Here is a 16,107-nt window from a genome sequence, read left to right as displayed (position 1 = left end):
GCAGGCGGCGCACCGGAACTGGAATAGCGTTACAATTTGCCGCCAGAGCACCGCAATACCGATAACAATCCCGCAGACAGAGAAGTCACATCTATGAGTCGCCGCAATGCCAGTCGCCGCAGCAATAACGGAAGCAAGCCCGCCTGGGTCTGGTTTGTACTGGGGAATTTCACCGGCGGCTTTGCAGTGTTTATTTTGTTTCTGAACGGCCTGCAGAACGATGCCCCGGCAGCGGGCGGGCAAAAACCGCAGGCAGTGCAAAGCCAGCCGGCGGAACAGGAGTCCAAGCCCCGTTTCGATTTCTACACCCTGCTGCAGGAAAATGAGGTGGCGGTGCCGCCCCCCAAAACGGCGCAGCCGGTCCGTCGCCGCAGTGCGCCCGGGGATTCGGAGCCGGCGGAAACCACGGCACCGGCCCCGGTAGCGGTCGAGCCCGCCCTGGTCTATATCCTGCAGGCCGCCTCTTTCCGCGACTCCGCCGAAGCGGAGCGGCTGCGGGCTCAGCTCACCCTTGCCAATCTGGATGTCAACGTAGAGACCGCCACCGACAGCCGCGGGACCTGGCACCGGGTGCTGGTCGGCCCCTACGAGAGTCGCTCCCGCGTGGCCAAGGCGCGGGAGATCCTGGCCGAACATGAATTGATGCCGCTGGTGCTCAAGCGGCCGAATAAACGCTGATGCAGTGGCTCACCTGAGCACTCAATTTGCGCCCCGCACCGCGGGGCGCTTTTCGTTTGGCTTCCCGGTTTCAGGGCGTGGAACCTGTCTCCACCAGGCGACGGGTAGCACGGTGCGCCAGGGGCGCGATAAAGGAAACCAGCGGGAAGGCCACCAGCCACGCCACCACCCAGGCGCGCAGCCAGCGCAGGTGGAACCCGGGATCGAAGCCGGTGTTGATCGCGGTGATCACCCCGGACATCAGCAGCGACATCAGGCAGGACATGATCAGCGCAAACACCAGGGTGTAGAAGCGGGGGGACAACTTGGTCATGCTCGGCTCCGGCGGTGAATTAGTCTTTACTGGGGGCGCGCATTATAGAGGTTTGGAGCGTCTGAGTTGAAAAGCGGCCGGGTTGACCACACTTACATGGTTCTGAACCGATCCCCTGCAGCCGCAGGAGTAACCGACTAGGGGTCCATAGTGGAACAGTTTCGCGGAACCACCATCCTTTCCTGCCGGCGCAACGGCAAGGTCGTCATCGGCGGTGACGGCCAGGTATCCATGGGTAATACGGTCATGAAAGGCAATGCCCGCAAGGTGCGCCGCCTCTACAAGGACCGGGTCATCGCCGGTTTCGCCGGTGGCACCGCCGACGCCTTTACCCTGTTCGAGCGCTTCGAGGCCAAACTTGAGGCCCACGGCGGCCAGTTGACCCGCGCCGCGGTAGAGCTGGCGAAAGACTGGCGCACCGACCGCGCCCTGCGCCGCCTTGAGGCCCTGCTGGCAGTGGCGGATGAGACCGCCAGCCTGATCGTCACCGGTAACGGCGACGTGATCCAGCCGGAGAACGACCTGATCGCCATTGGCTCGGGCGGACCCTTCGCCCAGTCCGCAGCCCGCGCGCTACTGGAAAATACCGATCTTGATGCGCGCACCATCGTCGAGCAGGGCCTGAAGATCGCCGGCGACATCTGCGTCTATACCAACCAGAACCACACCATTGAAGAATTGAGCTTTTAAGTTCTGTTGAATGCATCCTGCATTCAACAGAAAACGCCGGGTCGGCGCATGTCCGCCCCGGCTCCCGCAAATCAGAGATTTGCGCGCGGGCCATCCGTGGCCCGCGAGTGCTATCAGGTAGAGAGAATTCCATGTCCGAGTCCCAAATGACCCCCCGCGAAATCGTCCACGAACTCGACCGCCACATCGTCGGCCAGAAAGAGGCCAAGCGTGCGGTGGCCATCGCGCTGCGCAACCGCTGGCGCCGGATGCAGGTGAACGAAGAGCTGCGGCCAGAAATCACCCCGAAAAACATCCTCATGATCGGCCCCACCGGTGTGGGCAAGACCGAGATTGCCCGCCGCCTGGCGAAGCTCGCCGGCGCGCCATTTGTAAAGGTCGAGGCGACCAAGTTCACCGAGGTGGGCTATGTGGGCCGCGATGTGGAATCCATTGTCCGCGACCTGGTGGAAGTGGCTATCAAGCTCGAGCGCGAGCGCGCCATGGCGGGTGTTCAGCAGCGCGCCATGGACGCCGCCGAAGACCGGGTGCTCGATGCCCTGCTGCCACCGGCGCGCAGCACCGATCCCAGCGAGCGCGATTCCAGCACCCGCCAGCTGTTCCGCAAGAAACTGCGTGAAGGCGAGCTGGACGACAAGGAAATCGAGATCGAGATGGCCCTGTCCCCCATGGGGGTGGAGATCATGGCGCCCCCGGGCATGGAAGAGATGACCAATCAGCTGCAGGGCATGTTCTCCAACATGTCCCAGGGCAAGACCCGCAAGCGCAAGCTGACCGTCAAGCAGGCCATGAAGCAGCTGACCGACGAAGAGGCGGGCAAGCTGGTCAATGATGAGGAGATCAAGGGCCGGGCCATCAGTGCGGCGGAGCAAAACGGCATCGTCTTTCTCGACGAGATCGACAAAGTGGCCAAGCGCCAGGACACCGGCGGTGCCGATGTGTCCCGTGAGGGTGTGCAGCGGGACCTGTTGCCACTGATCGAGGGCTCCACGGTCACGACCAAGCACGGCATGATCAAGACGGATCACATCCTGTTTATTGCCTCCGGCGCCTTCCACCTGTCGAAGCCTTCCGACCTGATACCGGAACTGCAGGGGCGCCTGCCGATCCGGGTGGAGCTGGATTCGCTCACATCCGCAGACTTCCAGCGCATTCTCACCGAGCCATCGGCTTCGCTGACGGAGCAGCAGAAGGCACTGCTGGCCACCGAGGGATTGCAGCTGGAATTTGCCGACGACGGTATCCGTCGCATTGCCGAGGTGGCATTCGAGGTGAACGAGCGCACCGAAAATATCGGTGCCCGCCGCCTGCACACTGTGCTGGAGCGGTTGCTGGAGGAAATTTCTTTCTCCGCCGGCGATGGCGAAAGCAAGACGGTGACCATCGATGCGGGTTACGTGGACAGTCACCTGGGTGAGCTGAGCCAGAACGAAGATCTTTCCCGGTTCATCCTGTAAATGCAGCCGAAGAAAGTTCGCTTACACCGCGGGGAAAAAAGCCTGCAATTGGTGTACTCCGATGGGGAGTACACCCTGCCGGCGGAACTCCTGCGGGTGTATTCCCCCAGCGCCGAGGTGCGCGGTCATGGCGCCGGAGAGGGGGAGCTGGTGTACGGCAAACTCCATGTTGGTATTAACTCGGTAGAAGCCGCGGGCCGCTATGCATTGAAAATCGATTTCGACGACGGCCACGATACCGGTATCTATACGTGGAGCTATCTGCGAGAGCTGTGTGAAAAACAGGAGGCGTTTTGGCAGGCCTACCTGAATCGGCTCGAGCAGGCTGGCAAGGGGCGTGACCCGGATGAGAGTGCGGTTAAGTTTATCGGCTGATAAAAAGCTGTTCGCCTGTTGCCAGTTGTCTCATTGCGCTAGCATGCTTCGTCTCTAGCCTGCGCGGGATCGCCGTGCGGCTAACGCCAGATCGGAAGTTTGTGAGACTTGTGTATGCCAGCCAAACATTTTCTTGCCGCCACGATTGTCGCGGTGCTCGCCTCCGCCTGTACCGATCGTACCGGCAAATCCACCGACGAGGCCGCAGCAGCGCCAACCCAGGCTGCAAACCTCTCCCTGCCGGCCCAGCAACTGGATAGCCCCTGGTTCAGCCAGGGCCAGGAAAATGTGGAAGCCGCTCGTGAGCAGGTGATCAACAACACTCCGGGCGCAGCGAAAAATATCATCCTGTTTGTGGGCGATGGCATGGGTATTTCCACCGTCACCGCCGCGCGCATTTTGGCTGGTCAGCAAAAAGGCATGAGTGGCGAGGAGTACCAGCTCAGCTTTGAGGAGATGCCCTTTGCCGGCCTGATCAAGACCTACAACACCAATCAGCAGACCCCGGATTCCGCCGGTACCGCGACTGCCATGATGGCCGGAGTCAAAACCAGGGCCGGCGTATTGAATGTGGCCGAGGACGTGCCCCGCGGTGACTGCGTTGCCAGTCAGCAGCGCCCACTGGTCACCGCACTGGAACTGGCCGAAGCCTTGGGCAAGAGTACCGGAGTGGTCAGTACCGCACGCATCACCCACGCCACGCCGGCGGCCACCTACGCCAAGGTGCCGGAGCGCGGTTGGGAGTCCGATGACGGTCTCTCCAATGAGGCCCGGGAGAAGGGTTGTGTGGATATCGCCGCGCAGATGGTGGCGCTCGAGGCGGGTGATGGTATCGACGTGGCCATGGGAGGTGGTCGTCGCCATTTCCTGCCCGCGACGGAAACAGACCTGGAGGGCAAGCCCGGTCGGCGCCAGGATGGCCGCAATCTGGTGCAGGAATGGCAGCAGCGTTATAGCGACGGCGGTACCAACGCCGTCTACATCGAAGACCAATCCGGCTTCGACAGTATTGATGTTGCCGCCACTGACAAGCTGCTCGGCCTGTTTGCGTCTTCCCATATGCGTTACGAGGTGGACCGGGGCAACGACGTGGCCGGTGAACCCTCCCTCTCGCAAATGACCGGCAAGGCCCTGCAGCTGCTGGACAAAGATGCGGACGGCTACTTCCTGATGGTGGAGTCTGGCCGAATCGACCACGGCCATCACGCCGGCAGTGCCTACAACGCCCTGACTGACGCGGTGGAGTTTGCCGAGGCGATCAGGGTAGCCATGGAAGCCACCAGTGCCGACGACACACTGATCATCGTCACCGCGGACCACAGCCATGTGCTGACCATCTCCGGCTACCCGACTCGGGGCAACCCGATCCTCGGCAAGGTGGTGGTGAATAACAGTCGCGGTGAGCCCGAGTCTGTACCCGCAACGGCGGAAGACGGCCTGCCGTTTACCACTCTGAGCTATGCTAATGGCCGCGGTTTCGCCGATCTTGCTGGCGAGACCGATGCCGATGTCCGTTACGGCCTGCCGGTGGACGCGGGGCGCAAGGACCTGACTGCGGTGGATACCACTGCGCCCGGTTTTCATCAGGAAGCAATGGTGCCACTGGGTGGCGAGACCCATGCCGGTGAGGATGTGGGTATCTGGGCCCGTGGCCCGGGCGCACACCTCCTGACTGGCACCAAAGAGCAGAGCTATATCTTCCATGTGATGGCCCGCGCCGGCGGGTTGCTGCCGCAGTGATTTAGAGAGCTCGCCCAGTCGAAAAAAGCCCCGCCAGCGGTCACACTGGCGAGGCTTTTTTGCAGCACTCGACGATAGCGGCTACAAGCTCTGATCAGGACAGCGAAGCGCGCCGGGCAAGGATTGGCCACTCAAATGACACCTCGAGACAAATCCTGTTATCATCGCGCCCGCAAAACCTAAGGGGTGGCTTCGGCCTGAGATGCGAACTGGATCTGAGTGATTCCAGCCAGCGAACCCTTGAACCTGATCCGGTTAATACCGGCGTAGGAATAGGTCAGGGCTTGTTCACACCAGGTACCACCGCCATGGGGGCGACCGGACCTGAATTGAACGGACTCGAACAACTACCCTCTCCACGTCGCATTCCGGGTCTCTTTCACTTATTCGATTGAGAGAGAACCATGAATATCCCATCTGCAGTAAATCCGATTGCCTGGTCAATCCTCGTCGCCGGCTTTTTGTCCTCCGGGCAGGTAATCGCGGCCGCTGAGTCCGAACCTACGGGCCTGGAAGAAATAGTGGTGACCGGCCAGCTCCGCGAGACCAAACAGCTCGAGCTGCCCACCAGCGTCACCGTGCTGGACAGCGCCGCTATCGCCGCCCGCGGTGCCACTAATCTGGAACAACTGCTGAATCTGGCGCCCAACGTCAATTTCTCCGCCGGCGCCTCCCGCGGCCGTTTCGTGCAGATTCGCGGTATTGGCGAGCGCAGCCAGTTTATCGACCCGGTGAATCCCTCCGTTGGCCTGATCATCGACGGGATCGACTTCACCGGTCTGGGCCTTGCGGCCAGCACCCTGGATATCGGCCAGGTAGAAATTCTTCGTGGCCCGCAGGGTACCGTTTACGGCGCCAATGCGTTGGCCGGCCTGATCAACATGACCAGTCAGGCGCCGTCCGAAACCGCCATGAACCGGGTCTCGGCAGAGGTGGCGGAATACAATGGCCGCACGCTGGCTGCGGTGAGCAGCGGTGCCCTGAATGATCAGCTGGGCTACCGGCTGGCGGCTCAGAAACAGCAGTCGGATGGCTATATCGAGAACGACTTTCTCGAGCGGAAAAATACCAACGACATCGATGAGTCAGTGGTGCGCGGCAAACTGCGCTATCAGCCCAGTGATGATCTACAGCTGGACTTCACCGCCCTCTATATCGATGCCGACAATGGTTACGATGCCTTTTCGCTGGAAAACACGCGCACCACGCTCTCCGACCAGCCCGGTTGGGATCGGCAGCAGACTCTTGCCGGCTCGCTCATTGCCCGATGGGGCGGCAGTGAACGGGTTACGCTGGAAGGCACCCTGAGCGTGGCCGACTCCGATACCGAATATGGTTATGACGAGGACTGGACCTATGTCGGTTACCATCCCTGGGAATACAGTACTACTGACAATTACCTGCGGGATAAAGCCAACGTCAGCGCCGACCTGCGCCTGCTCTCCACAGACAATTCCAGGCTGTTCAATGGGCGCAGCAGCTGGGTGGCCGGGGTCTACTTCCGTGACGAAAGCGAGGACCTGGTGCGTAACCAGAGCTTCAATAGCCGCTACGATACGGATAACGCTGCTCTTTACGGCCAGTTGAGAACCTCCCTGAGTGATTCTCTTGCGCTGGTCACCGGACTGCGTCTGGAACAGCGCAATGCCGATTATTCTGATTCGCTGGCAGTGCAGTCCGGTAACGATGAAAATCTCTGGGGTGGCAATGTCACTCTGGAATATGCCTTCGCCGAAAGCACACTCATTTACGGCACCGTGTCACGCGGCTACAAGGCGGGTGGTGTGAACGGGCGGATCATCTCCGCCTCCGCGACAAATCCGGCCATCAGCAATGAGGTGTTCGAGTTTGATACCGAGCACCTGCTCAACTATGAGCTGGGCATCAAAGGCGCCTGGCTGGACAACCGACTGCAGGCACAGCTGGCGGCGTTTTACCAGGATCGCAGTGATGTTCAGGCCAAGCAGTCTATCTTTGACCCCAGTGACTTTTCTTTCGATGATTTTCTCGCCAATGCTGCCGGCGGCGAAACCACCGGCCTGGAAGTGGAGCTGAACTATCTCGCTAGCGACTCCCTGCGCTTCTTTGCCTCTGCTGGCTGGCTGAATGCGGAATTCGAGGGTTTCGAAAGCACCTCCCACGTGGATGCGAGGGACGATGCCAGTGGCATTGCCCTGGCACCGGTAGACCTCGGTGGCCGCGACGTAGCCCATGCCCCGAATTATCAGTTCTTTACCGGCACCGAGTTTTCCTTCACACCCAACCTTGTCTTACGGCTGGAGGTGGAAGGGAAAGATGCTTTCTATTTCTCAAACAGCCACGATGAGAAATCAGTCGCCTACGAGCTGTTCAATGCCCGCCTGACTTATCGGGGCAACAACTGGGAGGCCTCCCTGTGGGGGCGGAACCTGACAGACGAGGACTACTACACCCGGGGCTTCTATTTCAGTAACCAGTTCGGCAACAACCCGGACAATTTTTACGCACCGGAGCCCTACTACCAGTTTGGCGAGCCACGCGTTGCCGGTATTTCTGGTTCATATACCTTTTAACCAGGCTTTTTGTCGGGCTCTGGAGGAAATCCGGGCGGCATTATCCGCCCGGAAATACGAGACAACCGTTGGGGGCTAGAACCCATGAAACTCTCTGTTGAAATCAGTAAGTACCCGTTAAAAGACGAGTATATTCCCAGTATCCAGGATTTTATCGATCGCCTGAATCGCCATCCGGATTTGCAGGTCATTACCAATACCATGAGCACCCAGGTTTTCGGTGACTACGAACTGGTGATGGATATCCTGAAGCAGGAGATACGCGCTTCCTATGAAAAACACGGACGTGCGATTTTTGTGTGCAAATTCATCGAGGGCAATCTTGCCCCGGTAGCCAGCGATGATTAATCAGGAAATTGGCAGCGCTATCGCCGCTGCTCTCGCGGCGATGTCTTCGTGGGAGATCATTGCAGTGATTCTCGCACTTGCCTACCTGTTACTGGCGATGCGCGAGAAGATCAGTTGCTGGTATGCCGCTTTCGCCAGTACCGCGATCTATACGTTCCTGTTCTGGGACGTCAATCTGCTGATGGAATCCGCCCTGCAGATTTTCTATCTGGTCATGGCCGTCTACGGCTGGTGGCAGTGGCGACATCATCGGGATAAGCAGCGAGACCTGCATATCCACCGCTGGCCACTAAGAACTCACCTTCTTGTCTTCGGCGCGGTCGGTGCTTTGACGCTGATCTTTGGGTATGTACTGGATACCACCACCAGTGCCGCCCTGCCCTATCTCGACTCTTTCACCACCTGGGGCGCCGTCATCACCACCGTTATGGTGGCCCGCAAAGTGCTGGAAAACTGGATTTACTGGTTCGTGATCGATGGTGTCTCTATTTACCTTTACCTGGATCGCGAGCTCTATCTCACAGCACTGTTGTTCCTCATTTATGTGGTGCTGGTAGTTATCGGGTTTTTCCAGTGGCTTGCGATCTATCAGCGCGAACAACAGAGCCGTGAAAGTCAGGCCGCAATCGCCTGATGTTTATGCAGAAGTCGCAATTGCATGACTAGAAATCTGCGAGACATTATTCCCGGTGACTGGAGCCTCTGGAGCGATACGGAGCCCAGGGTAATCAAGCCGCTGGACGGCGGGTTGACCAACCAAAGTTACTTGCTCGCCAGCTCGCAGGGGCAACTGGTATTGCGCCGGAACTCGGCCATCAGTCGGGCGCTGGATCTGAATCGCAGTGCGGAGGCGGACGCGTTACGGCACGCCGATGCGGCGGGATTGTGCGCGCCATTGATTCATTGTGATCCGCTACGACAATATCTAGTGACCCGGTATATCGAGGGGGTGTCATGGCGGAGCGAGGAACCCACAGCCTTGCAGCGGTTGGCAGCACTGCTCCGTGGAATTCACGCTTTACCCGCTATCGATACCCGACTCAATATCGAAGAAAAAATTGAAGCGTACTGGCAATCCGTCAATTCTCAATCCGGGTTTTATCCAGCTCTGAGTGCGCTTGATAAAGTCGTCAGGAAGCACATTGATCAGGCCAGGGCCCTGAGTGAAGGGGACTCTCTCTGTCACAATGACCTCTCACGGGGAAATCTGATCTGTACGGCAGCGGAGCGGGTCTATGCGCTCGATTGGGAATATGCTGCCATGGGCGATCCCTTTTATGAGCTGGCGGTCATCATTGAAGAACACAAAATGGGGGAGCCGCAACAGGAGTGTTTACTGGCTGATTACCTCCAACGCCCCGTAGCCGCCTCAGACTGGCGGCGCCTGCAGCATTGGCGAGTAATCTATGAATATCTATCTGTGCTGTGGTATGCCGTCCAGTTCTCTACCGGGGCAATGGCAGATCCCAATGTGCGGGAGGAGATTTTCAGGAGGGTGCGTCAGCTATCTGTAAACGGATCAATGCCAAACGGGTAGGATCAGGGTTTCTCGCTTGGCCTGGAACGGAGATTTCCGGCTCGAAGTGAGGCTGTAGTGAGGGCTTAAATAAAAAGGACGGCCGGGCGTTATCCGTCCCGGCCCTGCTGCCCTATCGATTGAGCAACCCCTTCACAGCCTGGGGTAGGTCCGCCGGCAGAATCACGTTCTTGGCATTGTCGGATTGCGATAGCTCTGACAGTGCGGAGATATAGCGCTCACCCAGCAGGTACATCACCGGCATCTCCTGCTCGCCAATGGCGGAAGAGACGCGCTCGATGGCCTCGCGGCTGGCATCGGCGAGAACGACCTGGGCCTTGGCGTCGCGCTTGGAGGCTTCCAGGCGGCCGTCGGCTTCGAGGATGGCGGCCTGCTTTTCACCCTCGGCGCGGGTGACGGTAGCACGGCGCTGACGTTCGGCTGCGGCCTGTTCTTCCATTGCGGCCTGCATGGTCTGGGACGGGTTGATGTCCTGAATCTCGACGGTCTTCAGGTTGATACCCCAGTCAGCGATATCGTCAGAGATGCCTTCCTTCAGTTTGGCCTTGATCAGATCGCGGGAGGACAGTGCCGAGTCCAGTGACATCTCACCGATGATCGAGCGCAGTGCCGTCTGCACCAGGTTCTGGATGGCGATTTCGTAATCCTCAACACCGTACACCGCCTTCTCCGGCGAGACGATATTGATATAGGCCACGGCATTGGCAATGATGGTGGCATTATCCTGGGTGATGACCTCCTGTGACGGAATATCCAGTACGATATCTTTGGTGGTCACCTTGTAGGGCACCTGGTCCACATACGGAATGATGACATTCATCCCCGGTGTCAGTGTCGTATGGTATTTACCCAGGCGCTGCACGATGTGCTTGGATCCCTGCGGCACGATGCGCACGCCCATGCCGATGGTAATCACCACCAATACCACCAGCGCCAGAATGACTGATAAACCTTCCACTACTTCTCCCTCCCCCGGGATTCAATAAAAATTGTGATTGTGATTGTTAGTGGCGAACCACCATCAAGGTGTTGCCTGATATATCGTTCACACGCACACGATCACCGATGGCAACCTCTTCGGTGCAGATAAACTGCCACTCGTCCTCGCCGAGGATGGGGGCCGGAAATTTCAATCGACCCCGGCTGCGCCCCTGATTGGACTCGATGACCAGGCCAACTTGCCCCGAGAGCGCTTCCGCAGCCATACCCGCAGTGGTGCGATCCTTCCACTGTGGGCGGATAAACTTGAACCAGGCCAGCAGAAAGGCGAGTGAAATGCCGGCCCAGAGCAGAAGCTGCAGGGTGATGGGCATATCGATCACCAGTAGCAGTACACCCATGGTGAGCGCCGACAGGCCAAACCAGAAAAGGACAAATCCTGAAACGAAGATTTCAGCCGTGACGAGCAGGAGCCCCAGCACCAGCCAGTGCCAGTAGGCGATATGCAGATTGAGCCAGTCCAGCATGGCAATTCGTTCCCTGTTTATTTTTGGAAGGCTATTATGCCAAAAAGCGCTGGGAGTGGTTGGTGGTTTGCGATTTATTCTGGTGAGGGGATTATCTGTGAAAGCTGACACTCACCATTCAAACCGCTTCGAGTCAAATAGCGCCCCGGCAAGACATTCAATTTCCTGGCGCAGTTCGTCGCTGCGGGAATTGGCGCAGTCGAGTAATGCAATCAATTCGCCGGAAAATTGATCACTCTTAGGCGCCAGGAAGGTACAGAGCAGGTGCAGGTCGCGCCAGTCCCCCAGTGCCTTGGCAAGTTTTTTCAGCGGTTTCTGTCGTCGACCGACACGCGTCCTGTGCCGCTCTGCCAATAATCGGCTTTGATACCAGTGATCCTTCACCCGTTTACGAAATTCGTGAAAGCGCTCGGGACTGTCCTCGGCGAATGCCTCTTTCATGGCCTTGCGAGCCCGACGATATCCCTTCACGTAGCCCTTGCGCGCATGTTTCCATCGCAGCGACCGCAACGGCCACTCTTCGATCCGCTGTGCTGCCTGTTGCAACTGCAGGGTGGCATCCTCCAGCGCCTGCTCGTCACTTTTATACTCTGCACGCTGTACAAGAAACGCCTCGATCTGCGGATACTTTGCCGGAGCCAGCTTGAGCAGCGCATCTCGCAGAGAGACAGCGTCCCGGCTACCGGACAACGTGTTCGCCAGGATACGGAACTGGGCATTTTCATACCGATACAGACCGTCGGCCTTGTATCGGATAAGCCGCAGCAGCGCCCGCATTTTCTTGCAACGTTTGCGCACCTGGTGCACTGCTTTTTCGTCAGGCAACTCCGCCAGTTCAGAAGTGGCCAGGAAGACTTGGCTCTGAGCGATCTTATGCAGATTTTCTCGAGGCGGTTTCTTTGCCTTAAATGAATAGCTCATATACGAAGCCGTTCCGTTGGTAGCCATGACAGTCTAGCTTCGTGATGATGCGATTTGAGAAAGCAATAAAAAAGCCGCATCCGGAGATGCGGCTCAATGAGGGCGTTTCCGCCCTTACCTTGCGAAGTCTCTGCTTCTTAGAAGGTGTAGTTAGCACCCAGGTAGAAAGTGCGGCCCAGAGTGTCATACATGCCGGAGCCGCCGCCGGTGCCGGTCAGGTAGGCCGGCGGGGCAGTATCCTCGATGTTATTGACGCCGCCGAAGACCTCGAGGCTGTCCTGGAACAGGTAGCGGGTCTGCAGGCTGTTGTAGCCCACTTCGCCGGTATAGGGCGGAGCGGCACTCTCAGGGCGGGAGTCACCGAGGCCGAACAGGGCCATGCTGTCGATGTACTGGTGGCGCCAGTTCACGGACAGGTTGCCGTAGCGGTAGGTGACATTGCTGATGAAGGTATTAGTCGGGTCACCCAGCTCGCCGTCGATCTGATCGACGTCTGACGGGTCGTCCTGGAAGGAGTAGTCATTCCGTTCGAGCAGATGCGTACCCAGCAGGCTCAAGGTCAGGCTACCCAGATCATCAGAATTGAACACGTCAGCCAGTGCAAACTGGTAGCGCACTTCATAGTCGATACCGCGTGCGGTCAGGGCAGATGCGTTCAGTGCGGAGCTGGTCAGGGACACCAGGTCGCCATTCGCAGCGCGCTCGATGTTGCCACAGAACGCGTTGTTGATGGAGGAGCCGTCCACACACTTATTGAGGATGGTCTGGCCACCGTAGTAGGAGATCGCATCTTCGATTTCGATATCCCAGTAGTCAACGGTGAAGGTCAGGCCCTCGGCAAAGCCGGGAGTGAAGACCAGGCCGTAGGTGAAGGTGGTTGCAGTCTCTTCCTGCAGGTTCTCGTTACCACCGCTGAAGCCGGGCAGGGTCGGGCCCTCGTTCCAGGGAGACTGATAGTCCGCAGCGAGGCCAAGTGCCGCACAGTTAGCCGCGCGCAGGGCGGGATCCGGAGCGTACGGGATCTCGTCTGCGTCACAGGGGTCATCGACATTGAAGAAATTCTGGCCCAGGGGCGCGAACAGCTCGTCGATGTTCGGTGCGCGAACGGCTTCGGAAGCGGTGGCGCGGAAGCGCAGGTCGTCGTAGACAGTCCAGTCGAGGCCCGCCTTCCACGCACCGGTGCTACCGATGGTGGAGTAGTCAGAAGCTCGGTAAGCGGTATCAAACGTCAGGCTCTGAACGCCCGGCAGACCACCCAGCAGCGGTGCGGATGCCTCCACATAAACTTCGCTGACATCATACTCACCGTCGGTCGGGGCCAGCGCGTTCATGAACGTCTCGCCATTCTTGATGATATCGTCGTAATCAACGGTGCTGGTTTCTTCACGGTACTCGAAACCACCAGCTACGGACAGCGGTCCCGCAGGCAGGTTGATCAGGTCACCGCTGACAAAGCCTGAGGCTACCATCTGGGTCATATTTTCATACGAGCCGGTATCCTGCAGCATGACATAGTCGATGGCTTCCTTGGAGGCGCGGTTCTCACCGAACAGGTCGAGCGGCTGACAGCCATTGGCGCGGGCATCCGCATCGGCACAGACAATCTCACCATTCAGCTCGATGGCATTGATGGCCTCAGCGAAGCGGGCGTTATTGCGGTTATTCAAGTAGCGGACATTGCCGTCGTACTCGCCCCAGACCAGGCTCGTCTCGTAATTCCAGTTACCGTCGATATCACCTTTCAGGCCCAGTACGTAACGCTGGGTTTCGCGCTCGGCAAGGTTGCCGCGGTAGCCCAGGTCGGAATGCATGCGGTACATGCCAAATGCTGGGATGCCAGCATCAACCAGGGCCTGTGAGAAATCTCCATCCAGGTAAGGATTGGTTGCGGAGTAGATGTCGTAGCTGAAGCTGGCCTGGCCAAAGCTCTCAGCTTCGTTATTCACGTACTTGGCTTCCGCGAACAGCTGCATGGAGTCGGTCAGGTCATAGTGACCTTTCACGAATACATTGGTGTTTTCGGTGCGCGGATACATCTGGTACTGGCCGATCCAGCGATAACCATCACCGCCACTGCAGCGGCCTGAGGAGTCACAAACACTGCCGTATTCTACCGGGCGGGCGGTGCCGTCCTCGTCAAAGGTGAACAGGCCCAGGCCAGTGTATGCGAAGCCGGCTTCGCTCAGCACGGGCAGGGTGTAGTCCTGGACAACGATGCGGTCCGGGATGCCGTCCTCAGGACCGGTATTTTCCGGATTGCGCAGGGTGCCCCAGCCTTTGGTGATCCACTCGCGGTCGTAGCCATAGACATCGTCGCGATTGGAAGTCTGGATGCTACCGGCAATGTTGGCGCGACCATCGAAGAAATTCTGGCCGAAAGTAATGCTCATTTCGGTGGTTTCAGCACCACCGTTGTCGGTATCACTGCCGTAGGCGCTGATCTTTACGCCCTCGAAGTCATCCTTCATCACGAAGTTCACTACACCGGTAACCGCGTCCGCACCATAAATTGCGGATGCGCCGCCGGTGATTACGTCAACGCGCTCGAGCAGGTCTTCGGGGATAGTGTTCACGTCCACCGCGGAGGTGCCGATGGAGGAGGCGATATGGCGGCGGCCATCCTGCAGTACCAGGGTGCGGGAAGTTCCCATACCACGCAGGTCCAGCAGGTTCAGGCCAACGGTGCCGATAAAGCGACCGGAATTGTTGCCTGAGAAGGTAGAGCGCAGTGCGGGAAGATCATTCAGGACGTCACCCAGGTTCACATCGCCACCGAGGTTGATGTCCTCAGAGGTGAGTGAGGTAACCGGGGTGGGGCTTACCGCATTCGGGCGGGTGATGCGCGAGCCGGTAACGGTGATCTGTTCGATTGATTGATCAGATACTTTCTGGTTTTCGTCGGAGGTTTCCTCCTGAGCGAAAACGGGAGTGGTGCCGATTGCGGTGAGAATTGCACCGCGGATCGCCATTGATAGTAGATTTCCTTTCATAATTGAGAACCCCTGGTAGGAAAATCGTGGCATTTTGTTCTTATGTGTCAGACCGCTCCAAGCGGTCACACCTGTTTTGACGTCTAGCCAGGACTTTTCCTCAATAATTTTTGATTAGCATCGAGATCGACGCGGCGACCAGTGTGCCGCCCCAACCGTGGTTGGCCTTCAGCCCCGGGGGCCGGTGAGGGAGCTCTACCCCCCTGGCCAAACAAGCGCTTAGTGCTCGGCGTTGCGCCCATGTACAATGCCACCCCTGAATCAGGCTCAGCAGGCGCATTTATGACCGACCGCAAGACGACCCATTTCGGCTACCAGGAAGTTCCGGTGGAGGAGAAGGCCGGCCGCGTGGCGGATGTGTTCCACTCGGTAGCGGCGCGTTATGACGTCATGAACGACCTGATGTCCGGTGGCATCCATCGCCTGTGGAAGCGTTTCACCATCGAGCTGTCCGGTGCCCGTCCGGGGCAGACGATCCTGGATATTGCCGGTGGTACCGGTGACCTGACGGCGCGTTTCTCCCGTATCGTGGGGCCCGAGGGCCAGGTAGTGCTGGCGGACATCAACGAGTCCATGCTGCGGGTAGGGCGCGATCGATTGATGGACCGGGGCATTGCCGGCAACGTGGTGCCGGTACAGGCGGATGCCCAGTACCTGCCTTTCCCGGACAACACCTTCGACTGCATCACCATTGCCTTCGGCCTGCGCAATGTCACCGACAAGGACCTGGCCCTGCGTTCCATGCTGCGGGTGCTGAAGCCCGGCGGCCGCCTGCTGGTGCTGGAGTTCTCCAAGCCGCAGTCCAAGCTGCTGGAGAAGGTCTACGACCAGTACTCATTCCGGCTGCTGCCATTTATGGGCAAGCTGGTGGCGGACGATGCCGACAGCTACCGCTACCTGGCGGAGAGCATCCGCATGCACCCGGATCAGGAGACCCTCAAGCAGATGATGGCGGATGCCGGTTTCGTTGATTGCGAGTACCACAATATGACTGGTGGTATCGTGTCTCTGCACAAAGGCATCAAGCCCTGACTTGATGC

Annotated in this window: 15 protein-coding genes and 1 riboswitch; of the genes, 10 read left to right on the top strand and 5 right to left on the bottom strand. The window is 58.6% G+C overall.

What is annotated here, in order from left to right; genetic code table 11:
- Nucleotides 1-93 precede the first annotated feature (93 nt).
- Complete coding sequence (locus tag AWR36_RS08785) at nt 94-678, top strand: SPOR domain-containing protein (RefSeq protein ID WP_067083782.1); 585 nt, start codon at nt 94-96, stop codon at nt 676-678.
- A gap of 70 nt (nt 679-748) precedes the next feature.
- Here AWR36_RS08785 and AWR36_RS08780 read toward each other — a convergent pair whose 3' ends face one another.
- Complete coding sequence (locus tag AWR36_RS08780; protein ID WP_067083780.1) at nt 749-991, bottom strand: DUF2798 domain-containing protein; 243 nt, start codon at nt 989-991, stop codon at nt 749-751.
- 150 nt (nt 992-1,141) lie between these two features.
- On the opposite strand from AWR36_RS08780, the gene hslV reads away from it, so the two are divergent.
- The 8 genes from hslV (at nt 1,142) to AWR36_RS08740 (ending at nt 9,690) form a co-directional block, all read left to right on the top strand.
- Nucleotides 1,142-1,681: an ATP-dependent protease subunit HslV gene (hslV, locus tag AWR36_RS08775; protein ID WP_067083778.1), complete on the top strand. Its 540-nt coding sequence runs from the start codon at nt 1,142-1,144 to the stop codon at nt 1,679-1,681.
- A gap of 131 nt (nt 1,682-1,812) precedes the next feature.
- Nucleotides 1,813-3,138 (top strand): ATP-dependent protease ATPase subunit HslU, encoded by a 1,326-nt coding sequence (gene hslU / locus AWR36_RS08770; protein WP_067083776.1) that lies wholly within the window; start codon nt 1,813-1,815, stop codon nt 3,136-3,138.
- Nucleotides 3,139-3,513, top strand: coding sequence for a gamma-butyrobetaine hydroxylase-like domain-containing protein (locus AWR36_RS08765; protein WP_067083775.1), 375 nt, complete (start codon nt 3,139-3,141; stop codon nt 3,511-3,513).
- Nucleotides 3,514-3,627: 114 nt separating this feature from the next.
- A complete protein-coding gene (locus AWR36_RS08760) occupies nt 3,628-5,253 on the top strand; it encodes an alkaline phosphatase (protein ID WP_067083773.1) in 1,626 nt (541 codons plus the stop codon).
- 172 nt (nt 5,254-5,425) lie between these two features.
- Nucleotides 5,426-5,543, top strand: a riboswitch (TPP riboswitch).
- 114 nt (nt 5,544-5,657) lie between these two features.
- A complete protein-coding gene (locus tag AWR36_RS08755) occupies nt 5,658-7,805 on the top strand; it encodes a TonB-dependent receptor (protein ID WP_067083771.1) in 2,148 nt (715 codons plus the stop codon).
- A gap of 84 nt (nt 7,806-7,889) precedes the next feature.
- Nucleotides 7,890-8,153, top strand: coding sequence for a hypothetical protein (locus AWR36_RS08750; RefSeq protein ID WP_067083769.1), 264 nt, complete (start codon nt 7,890-7,892; stop codon nt 8,151-8,153).
- Entirely contained in the window at nt 8,146-8,787 is a 642-nt protein-coding gene (gene pnuC / locus AWR36_RS08745) for a nicotinamide riboside transporter PnuC (protein WP_067083767.1), read from the top strand. Before AWR36_RS08750 ends, pnuC begins: the two co-directional genes overlap by 8 nt.
- Before the next feature lie 24 nt (nt 8,788-8,811).
- Nucleotides 8,812-9,690, top strand: a complete 879-nt coding sequence (locus tag AWR36_RS08740; RefSeq protein ID WP_067083765.1) for a choline/ethanolamine kinase family protein — start codon at nt 8,812-8,814, stop codon at nt 9,688-9,690.
- Nucleotides 9,691-9,802: 112 nt separating this feature from the next.
- On the opposite strand, the gene AWR36_RS08735 is transcribed toward AWR36_RS08740, so the two are convergent.
- The 4 genes from AWR36_RS08735 to AWR36_RS08720 form a co-directional block, all read right to left on the bottom strand.
- Complete coding sequence (locus AWR36_RS08735; protein WP_176491117.1) at nt 9,803-10,648, bottom strand: SPFH domain-containing protein; 846 nt, start codon at nt 10,646-10,648, stop codon at nt 9,803-9,805.
- Nucleotides 10,649-10,694: 46 nt separating this feature from the next.
- Nucleotides 10,695-11,156 (bottom strand): NfeD family protein, encoded by a 462-nt coding sequence (locus tag AWR36_RS08730; protein WP_067083763.1) that lies wholly within the window; start codon nt 11,154-11,156, stop codon nt 10,695-10,697.
- Between the two features lie 111 nt (nt 11,157-11,267).
- Nucleotides 11,268-12,104, bottom strand: coding sequence for a CHAD domain-containing protein (locus AWR36_RS08725; RefSeq protein ID WP_082679497.1), 837 nt, complete (start codon nt 12,102-12,104; stop codon nt 11,268-11,270).
- Nucleotides 12,105-12,214: 110 nt separating this feature from the next.
- Nucleotides 12,215-15,067, bottom strand: a complete 2,853-nt coding sequence (locus tag AWR36_RS08720) for a TonB-dependent receptor plug domain-containing protein (protein ID WP_067104570.1) — start codon at nt 15,065-15,067, stop codon at nt 12,215-12,217.
- Between the two features lie 282 nt (nt 15,068-15,349).
- On the opposite strand from AWR36_RS08720, the gene ubiE reads away from it, so the two are divergent.
- A complete protein-coding gene (gene ubiE / locus AWR36_RS08715) occupies nt 15,350-16,099 on the top strand; it encodes a bifunctional demethylmenaquinone methyltransferase/2-methoxy-6-polyprenyl-1,4-benzoquinol methylase UbiE (protein ID WP_067083756.1) in 750 nt (249 codons plus the stop codon).
- The last annotated feature ends 8 nt before the right edge of the window (nt 16,100-16,107 follow it).

This window comes from Microbulbifer flavimaris (assembly GCF_001641755.2).
Lineage (GTDB): Bacteria > Pseudomonadota > Gammaproteobacteria > Pseudomonadales > Cellvibrionaceae > Microbulbifer > Microbulbifer flavimaris.
Note: the sequence above shows the minus strand (reverse complement) of the source record. Positions and strands in the feature narration are given on the sequence as shown.